Raw genomic sequence first — 1,695 nt, 5'->3', positions numbered from 1 at the left:
TTCTGCCTTACACACTTTTTGGGATACTACCTCTCCTTCTGCTACTTGTTTTACCTTACTTTTCTAAAAGTACACAATTATCAGCAATCAATATACCTTAAGGTAGGTATTGTGATAATGCGACTATTTGGGGAGCTTTGCTAATCGGATTTATGAAAAGATAAGATGATGATGGCAGATAAAAGGAAAATAAACTTTGATGCGGTGGAGGAGACGCTTTTAATCCCACTATTGATGAGGTGGAAAGATGCTGAGAGCCCTCACCCAATACTTGGCGATAGAGTAGCTATTGATGTCGCTAATCAAATTGACTTCAACTGGGATAAATATGGTGGCTGGAATAAGATGAGCTACTATGGCTGTCTTGTTCGGGCAGGGTATTGCGATAGCGAAGCTGTGAGAATAGCCTTAGAGCACTCACCTGAGTCTATCTTGTTGGTGAATGCTGGTTGTGGGCTTGACACTCGATGGCATCGGACGCTCTCATCCCTCTCAAACTACCCGAGGGTGGATCTAGACCTTAAAGAGGTAATGAATATAAGAAAAGAGGTGGTGCCACCTCTCAATGGGGTTACGAGTGTCACTTCCGACCTTACCTCACCCGATTTTATCGAACAATTAAAAGGCATGACGGCACCTACCACTCATATTGTTTTGGTCATTGAAGGGGTACTTATGTATTTCACCGATGCAGAGATCAGAGAGCTACTGGAGCGACTTTATGCCGCTTTTGGTGAAAGAGTGACTTTGGTGGGTGATTTATTGAATAATACCATTGTGAAGCATCAACAGAAGCACGATACTCTTCGCCACTCACAGGCCGTATTCAGGTCAGGCTATGATAGTATCGCCGAGGTTGAAGCTTTGCACCCCCAGCTGAAGGTGCTTTGCCGTCGCTCAGTGTTGGATATGATGAAACCTCATATATTCATTGCTCGTCTGCTTGCTTTGATACCATCAATGCGTTGGAATACAACGGTATATACTCTTGGTTTTAGGTCGTTATAAGATCAAAACAACTTGATAAAAAAGTATAAATGGGTGTGGATATATAATATATTTGCTATCTTTGCCAAGATTTTTGATGGTACTTAGTGAAGTGCCACCATGCTCCGAAACTCGGAGGCCCATCCTCTGTGATGCCTGTGAAGGGTGTCTTTGGTGGGTTAAGTGGAATTTAGATAGACTTTTATGAGACTAAAAACTATGCTACTTGGTATGCTGGTAACTCTCGTTGCCCTTGGGCTTTTATCAGGGAGAGTGATTTCAGGACGTGCCGATAAGGGGCTGAACCCTGGCGAACAGATACCAAGTATGGTGGTGGATGGCTGTGATCTAGCCGAGACTTTGGCCAATGAGCCTAAGGCGGTGCTAGTCATCTGGTCGGTAGATGATGCTACCTCGAGGGTAGCCAATGCGTGGGCCTGCAATAGTGCCAGCTTGAGAGCTACCGATACACCTATCTACTCTATCTGTCTGGATGGAGATGAGACGACAGCCACCCTCTACGCAAAGATGGACGGTGCCAAGGAAAATGTAGCCCCTATTGGGTTGCAAGGTGAGAAGCTACGAGGAGGAACCTCACTATTGGCGAGCCGTGGATCTGGCAAGGTGTACTATACCTCCTATGGTATAGTAGAGAGAGTGATGTCTGCGGAGACACTATTTGACAAAATTCAATAAGAAGAGTGAGGG

The 1,695-nt window shown here is 45.0% G+C and carries 2 protein-coding genes; both read left to right on the top strand.

What is annotated here, in order from left to right; translation table 11 throughout:
* Positions 1 to 165 precede the first annotated feature (165 nt).
* Positions 166 to 1,008, top strand: a complete 843-nt coding sequence (locus QVO39_RS00455) for a class I SAM-dependent methyltransferase (RefSeq protein WP_288171198.1) — start codon at positions 166 to 168, stop codon at positions 1,006 to 1,008.
* Between the two features lie 183 nt (positions 1,009 to 1,191).
* A complete protein-coding gene (locus tag QVO39_RS00450) occupies positions 1,192 to 1,683 on the top strand; it encodes a hypothetical protein (RefSeq protein ID WP_288171196.1) in 492 nt (163 codons plus the stop codon).
* The last annotated feature ends 12 nt before the right edge of the window (positions 1,684 to 1,695 follow it).

The sequence above is a fragment of the Porphyromonas sp. CAG:1061 genome (assembly GCF_000435035.1).
In the GTDB taxonomy this organism is placed as follows: Bacteria; Bacteroidota; Bacteroidia; order Bacteroidales; family Porphyromonadaceae; genus Porphyromonas_A; species Porphyromonas_A somerae.
This window is presented reverse-complemented; position numbering and strand designations above follow the sequence as displayed.

What these genes read in the sequence shown, in the direction of transcription:
- QVO39_RS00450 (WP_288171196.1), top strand. Translation starts at nt 1,192, where the DNA reads ATGAGACTAAAAACTATGCTACTTGGTATGCTGGTAACTCTCGTTGCC.
- QVO39_RS00455 (WP_288171198.1), top strand. Translation starts at nt 166, where the DNA reads ATGATGATGGCAGATAAAAGGAAAATAAACTTTGATGCGGTGGAGGAG.